This window comes from Mucilaginibacter sp. (genome assembly GCF_039207105.1).
Classification (GTDB): Bacteria; Bacteroidota; Bacteroidia; order Sphingobacteriales; family Sphingobacteriaceae; genus Mucilaginibacter.
The window spans coordinates 1-6,586 of record NZ_JBCECK010000219.1 but is presented as its reverse complement, the minus strand read 5'-3'; the positions used below and the strand labels follow the sequence as shown (position 1 = coordinate 6,586).

5 protein-coding genes and 1 pseudogene are annotated in these 6,586 nt (G+C 43.9%); all 6 read right to left on the bottom strand.

Annotation, left to right across the window (positions count from 1 at the left end):
- A pseudogene (locus AAGC65_RS24090) lies at positions 1-139 on the bottom strand (DNA polymerase III subunit beta); the annotation flags it as partial.
- Positions 140-282: 143 nt separating this feature from the next.
- Positions 283-2,679 carry a gliding motility-associated ABC transporter substrate-binding protein GldG gene (gldG, locus tag AAGC65_RS24085; RefSeq protein WP_343115014.1) on the bottom strand — a complete coding sequence of 799 codons (2,397 nt, stop codon included), beginning with the start codon at positions 2,677-2,679 and terminating at the stop codon, positions 283-285.
- Between the two features lie 393 nt (positions 2,680-3,072).
- Positions 3,073-3,837 (bottom strand): type I methionyl aminopeptidase, encoded by a 765-nt coding sequence (gene map / locus AAGC65_RS24080; RefSeq protein ID WP_343115013.1) that lies wholly within the window; start codon positions 3,835-3,837, stop codon positions 3,073-3,075.
- Between the two features lie 147 nt (positions 3,838-3,984).
- The gene (locus tag AAGC65_RS24075) at positions 3,985-4,485 is read right to left on the bottom strand and encodes a hypothetical protein (RefSeq protein WP_343115012.1); all 501 of its coding nucleotides are present in this window, start codon (positions 4,483-4,485) and stop codon (positions 3,985-3,987) included.
- Between the two features lie 489 nt (positions 4,486-4,974).
- On the bottom strand, positions 4,975-5,682 hold the full coding sequence (locus AAGC65_RS24070; RefSeq protein ID WP_343115011.1) for an ATP-binding cassette domain-containing protein: 708 nt from the start codon (positions 5,680-5,682) through the stop codon (positions 4,975-4,977).
- A gap of 61 nt (positions 5,683-5,743) precedes the next feature.
- The gene (locus AAGC65_RS24065; protein WP_343115010.1) at positions 5,744-6,409 is read right to left on the bottom strand and encodes a flavodoxin reductase; all 666 of its coding nucleotides are present in this window, start codon (positions 6,407-6,409) and stop codon (positions 5,744-5,746) included.
- Positions 6,410-6,586 lie beyond the last annotated feature (177 nt).

The following is a 6,586-nucleotide window of genomic DNA, read 5'->3' as shown; positions in this document are numbered from 1 at the left end:
TTGCAGAAATGGTTAAGTTTCCATCCTTTATCTCGAACAAAAAGTTTTCCAGTATAGGCAAAACGGTACTGTTGCTTAACGCACCGCTTACCGACTGCAGCTGTTTGAGTAATGTTGATGTAGAAACAATGAATCTCATATGGGTCTGTTTAATCAATCAAAAATATAAAAAAGCCTCTTCTAAATCTTCTCCTAAGGTGAGGATTTGCCTACTTTTCTTTTAAGCCCATCTCCTTTGGAGAGGGGTTGGGGTGAGGCAAAGGGTTACCAAAAATATGAAATTTAATGAGCATACTTTCGTTTACGAATGTAATGTTGAAAAATAGCACATATTAACACTAACAGTAACGGTGCAATTGTATTTACCAGCTGCCAGTACATTTTTTCGTTACGGATGCGGGCCCGGTTAAGCAGGCGGATCCTGATCTCTTTGGTGCGCAGGGCAATCAGGCCCGAATCGTCGGTCATATAGTCGGCAATGTTCAGCAGCAGGTTCTTGTTGCCATAGGTTTGCTGTGTGTAATGATCATACCCCAGCGGGTATGGCGAGCCATCACTTCCTACCTGGTTCTTCAAAATATCGCCATCGCTTATCACGATCATTTTAGTAGGCACGCTTTCGGGTTGTATAGTAGCCTGCTCCTGCAGCCCTTCGGGCAGCGGGCGGTTTCGCCAGTCAGATACAAATTTGCCCTCCAGTAGCACCCCTACCGTTTTGGGCGAACTCTGAAACTCTTTAGGATTAGGTTCCTGCTCCAGGGCCTGCAACGATAGCATGTGCGGCGCGCTCAGTTTTTTGTTAAAGGGCGATGAGGCAAGCAATACCGTTTTTTTAACATTTTTGGTATCAAGCACATCAATGGTACTGATAAACTCGGTGCTGATGGCATCCAGGTTTTTAACAATGGGATGTTTAGATACAGGCATCAGCAGCGGATAAAACAACCAGGGCAGCATTTGTATTTGCGCCTGCCCTGCCACCTGCCCCGTAGCTACTGGTATCTGCGAGCAGCTCATATCGGCGATCAGGTCATAATTGATGCGGATACCGTAACGAAAAAGCTGATCGTCCAGATTAAGCTGTTTGGCAAAGGTCAGTTGTTCACCGCCGTGTCCGCGCAGGCTGTCCAGCTCAGCGCTTACCTGGTCAATGGCCCACAGCACGCGGCCACCGTGCATAATATATTGGTCTATCTTAAATTTCTCCAGTTCGGTAAATTTCTTGTCGGGCTTAGGTATCACTAATAGTTTTATCCTTTGCAGTCCGTTTAGGCTAATGCTGTTTAGATTTACACGGCCAACCTCATAACCATCGGCCAGTGATTTCATGGCATCATTCAGTTGCAGGTCAGTTAGCTCATTATGTCCTTCGGTAAAGCCAATTTGCGGTTTGCCCCCACTGGCAGCTTTTTTTATAGCCGATACAAAAGCGTATTCTAAATTTTGGATAGAGTTGTTAAGCACTTCATCGGGCGAGAGGCCTATCCGGCTCAATAATAATTTTACAGGAATATCTTTGTCGTTCACCGATACCAGCGCCGCCGGGAATATCAATTTCTGCGATACGCCATCATCTGTTTTTACGCTGAGGTTGGTGGGCTCAATACCACGGGCTTCCAGATTTTGGATAGCCTGGTTTTGCTGCTCACCGGCCAGATTCTTCAATGGGTCGGCAAACTCAAACTGTATTTTGCGATGGCTGTAAGCTTGCAAATCGCTCAGCATATCACGTGTAGCACCTTGCAAACGTTTAAAACCTCCCGGCAAATTATTGCCCTGCAAATAAACCGTAACCTTTACCGGCTGCTGTAAGTCGCCGACAATTTGACGACTGATGGGTGATATGGTATACCGTTTTTCGGCAGTGAAGTCAAAACGGGTAAAAGCGATGTTCGATAGGATAACAATGACCAACAAGCCCCCAAGCCCCATGAAGGGAGAACTATCAGTAAATTTCTTTTTTCGCTGGCTGATGATCACAAACAATGTAAGCCAGATAAACACACCAGCAACAATTATAAAATAAGCCAGATCGCGCGTATCCAACACGCCCCGGCTTACCGACTGATAATGTTCCGTAATGCCCAGGTTTTGCAGGCCCAGATCCTGTAGCGAAAGCAGCTGACTCAGGGAATCAAACCCGCTGTAGAAAAAGAAACACAGGAATACGGCTATAGTAAAAGCGATGATCTGGTTTTTGGTTACCGATGATGCAAATAACCCGATAGCCGTAAACACCACTCCCAATAAAAACAACCCAATGTACGAGCCAATAACCGCCCCGGTATCAATATTACCCTGCGGTGTACCCAGTGTACTTACCGAAAAATAATAAACCAGCGTTGGCAGCAGGGCAAAAAGTACCAGCAGCACACTGGCCAGGTATTTACCCAGTATAATTTGCCAGTCGGTAAGGGGGCGGGTGAACAGCAGTTCGAAGGTTCCTTCCTTACGTTCCTCAGCTAATGACCGCATGGTAATGGCCGGTATCAGGAACATGAACAGGTATGGCGCGGTGCTAAAAAGACTATCAAGACCGGCATAGCCGTAATCTAAAATGCTTGAATCTGGGAACACCCATAAAAACAGACCCAATACCAGTAAAAACACGCCAATGGTAACATAAGCCACCAGCGAACTGAGGTACGAAACGATTTCTTTTTTGAGGATGCTAAGCAATTTTCAGTGGATGTTAAGCGCCGAAATTACAATATTATTATTCCAAAGCAAAAAGGGTGATCGCTTTTAAAATTTACAGATTATTTTGGCTAAAGCCATTCATCTTCCTCTACATTATCTCCGTCCACTAAAGTGAGACGGCAATTAATTAGGCATGACTTAACAAACCAAGCTTTATATACTCACCCTGACATCGCTACGCTTGTCATCCCTCTCTACGCAAGCGTAAAGAGGGGGATTGTTATTTTACTAATTGTTTTTTTACCCTCTTTGCCCAAAGGGCAGAGAGGGTGGTCCAGCGAAGCGTAGACCGGGTGAGTCAAATGTACCCCATGCTATTTTCAACAAATTTCACCTTTCGTTAACAGCAATAAAATTTATTCAAAATTCGTACTAATCCCAAATACCGTTTTGCACCGTAAATATTACCGGCTGACCGCCGGTTACCATAATGGTATGTTCGTGCTGTGCTACAAAACCGCCTTTATTACCAATCAATGTCCAGCCATCGGCCTGCGTATCGGCAATAGTTGACCGTGTTGAAATAAACGTTTCTATAGCCACTACCGAATTCTTTTTGAAACGGGTGGTGTTATATCGGTCGTAATAGTTAGCTATCTCGTGAGGTTCTTCGTGCAGGCTGCGGCCAACACCATGCCCGGTGAGGTTTTTGATTACCGTGTAACCGGCCTTTTTAGCTTCCGTTTCAATTAAACGGCCAATCTCAGCTATTTTAACACCGCCTTTAATATTACTGATCGCTTTCTTTAATATCTCTTTCGATGCCTCAACCAGTTTACCGTGACCATGAATATCCTCACCCAATATAAATGAACCGCCATTATCGGCCCAATAACCGTTTAACTCTGCCGATACATCGATATTGATCAGATCGCCCTCTTTCAGGATCTTATCTGCCGATGGTATGCCATGCGCGGCCTCCTCATTAACACTGATGCAGGTATAGCCCGGAAACTCATAAGTTAACAAAGGCGCTGATCGCGCACCCATCTGCGCCAGCAATGCGCCGCCATACTCATCAAGCTGTTTGGTTGACATACCCGGCCTGGCAAACTCACGCATCTTTTTCAGGGTGATGGCAACCGCGTCGCTGGCCTCCTGTATCCCTATTCTTTCGTCTTCGGTGGTTATGGACATTTTTTTAACTTTTATCAGCTACAAATTAAGGATAAATAAATTCATAGTCTATTATGGCTCTGGCTGGATGTTACCTGGTAAACCCAATAAAAAAAAGCCTTAAACACTTTGATGAGTGTTTAAGGCTTTTATCAATTGTTTATAAATTTAGAAGCGGTATGCTATGCGCAAGCCCGCCTGGCCTATTGTGCCATCTTTTGACCAACCTTCGTATCTAACGCCTAATTCAAGACCTTGAGCAAAGGTATAACCAATACCTGGCGAATAAGCAAATGCTGTACCGCTGGCATCTCCTGTAAAGAAAGCGGCACCTACCTGGCCTTCAGCAAAAAAGCCTTGCTCAATGTAGTATTTGATACCTGCTTTTACCGGTACCGCACCAAATGAGCTACCATCAATGTCTTTAAGTATACCTTTTGCCTGGAAAGAGTTATATCCGGCTGAAACTGTAAAATAAGTACTTGGAGCTATAGGTAATTCATATTTTAATGAACCACCCAATACAGAGCCGTAAAAATGGTGAATATCGCCAGTTGGTAAACCGGCTTCAAAGCCAATACTGAATTTACCACCGTCAGATTTTGTTTGCGCAAAAGTTGTGAAAGTTGTACCTGCAATAAGCGCTAAGGCTAAGAGAATTTTTTTCATGGTTTTTGGTTTGATGTGTGATTACTTAGTACAGTAACGGCAGGGGACCCGAAAACTGAGGTTCGATATAATAGACGCACATAATGGCAAATAGTTTCAAAATATTTTAAAAAATATTTACAGATACTGTGCAAAAGAGTTCATTTTACACTATTCACCGTATTAAATAGCACAATATAAACTTTTGTTTTAGCGGCCATTTTTGTAAATTTGTAGGGATAGAGGCGAGGTGAATTTTCACTATCAAAACTGCTTCCCGGCAGGTGATAAAATAAACCCAGAAGCGCCAAAAACAATTCAAATATCTGACAAACAATATATTAACACTTTTTAAAGCTCAAAAAAGCCATGAAAAAGTGTTAAAAATGAAAGTTTTCGTTCCAATTCTGCTCAATTCCACTCAAAAACCGGCGAATTTTGAAGTTTTTTGAGCCAAAAAGTATTAAAATAAAAATTTTAAAAAGTCGGGCAGATAAGAAAACGGGGATATTAATTAGCAGTGAGGGAAATGAATATTTGTTCGAGCGGGTCATTATTATTTTTCCCTCGCAGGCCGGTCAGGGTATCATCGGCTACAATTTTGCCCCGGTTAATAATGATCACTTTGCTGCAAACGGCCTCCACCTCTTGCATAATATGGGTAGACAGGATAATGGTCTTGCTTTTGCCCAATTCCTGGATCAGCTGGCGTATGCCTATCAGTTGGTTAGGATCGAGCCCCGAGGTTGGCTCATCTAAGATCAGCACATCAGGGTTGTGCAATATGGCCTGCGCCAACCCTACCCGCTGGCGGTAGCCCTTGGATAATTGCCCTATTTTCTTGTGTTGCTCAGGGCCAAGTCCGGTTTGTTCAATAACCTCTGCAATGCGCTTATGAGGGTCATGCAGCTGGTGAATACCCGCTATAAAACCCAATGATTCTTTGACATACATATCCGTATACAGCGGATTGCTCTCGGGCAGGTAACCTATCCGGCGGCGCACCTCCAGGGATTGGGTTACCACATCAAAGCCACACACTGTAGCCTCGCCCGAAGTTTGGGGAATAAAACCGGTGAGTATTTTCATGGTGGTGGATTTGCCCGCGCCATTAGGACCTAAAAAGCCCAGCACACCAGGCTCAGCGCTAAAGCTGATGCCATCTACCGCGTTTTGCGCACCGTAAACTTTTGTTAATGCCTGCACCCGGATACTCATGGCTCAAAAATAGATTTTAGATGTGAGATTTGAGATATGAGATTTACTTAAAATTTGTCATCTACCTTTCAAAAACAACGGCATCGGTATTGGCGCCAAGCTCTGTTAGTATTCCGGTGATCTCCTGTACCATAGCATCGGGGCCGCAAACGTAAAAATGCCTGCTGAAATCTTTTACTTCGGCCTTTAAAAACTCTGCGTCAATACGGCGCTGGTCGTGCACGCTGTCTTTTTGATTTGTTATGGTAAACAGGGCATTGTCGCCAAGCATGCTTTTCAGCTCATCGGCCAGTATAATATCCTCATCGGTTTTATTGGAGAAGAATAGTTTATTATCGGCCAATGCCCCCTCCCGATTAAGCTGCCGGAGTATGGCAATAAAGGGGGTAATACCTGCGCCGCCGGCAATAAAATAGCCTGGGCCCTTATATTCAATGGTTCCCCAGGGCTCGCGCAAGATCAGTTCATCACAAACCTGCAGCTCCCCAAGGTGATTGGTAACACCTTCGTGGTCGGTATATAGCTTAATGGTGAACTGCAGAAAATGATCGTCAGTAAAATTGGTAAAGGTAAAGGGGCTCTGCTTATCGGCCCAGTCATCCTGATTAATGGACATCTCGGTAGCCTGCCCAGGGCTAAAAGTGAACCCATCGGGCTTTTCAATAATAAACTGCTTTACGTTGTGGGTAACAGGATGTATATCCAGTATTCTGACAATATGTTCCATGATGAGGCAAATAATTTGGTATATGAAAGATAAGGGAATTACCCGGTATTTGGTTTTAACTAAAGTAATTTAAGTATAAAATTTAGCTTTTATACCTTTATCCTTTCCCCTTTATCCTTTCGGCCTAAATTGTATCTTTGCAGCTATTATGAGCAAATCAACCGACGAACTTTTTAA

Bases quoted from the DNA above. Each gene is read 5' to 3' on its own strand.
- map (WP_343115013.1), bottom strand. From the start codon at position 3,837: ATGTCCATAACCACCGAAGACGAAAGAATAGGGATACAGGAGGCCAGC.
- AAGC65_RS24075 (WP_343115012.1), bottom strand. From the start codon at position 4,485: ATGAAAAAAATTCTCTTAGCCTTAGCGCTTATTGCAGGTACAACTTTC.
- AAGC65_RS24070 (WP_343115011.1), bottom strand. From the start codon at position 5,682: ATGAGTATCCGGGTGCAGGCATTAACAAAAGTTTACGGTGCGCAAAAC.
- AAGC65_RS24065 (WP_343115010.1), bottom strand. From the start codon at position 6,409: ATGGAACATATTGTCAGAATACTGGATATACATCCTGTTACCCACAAC.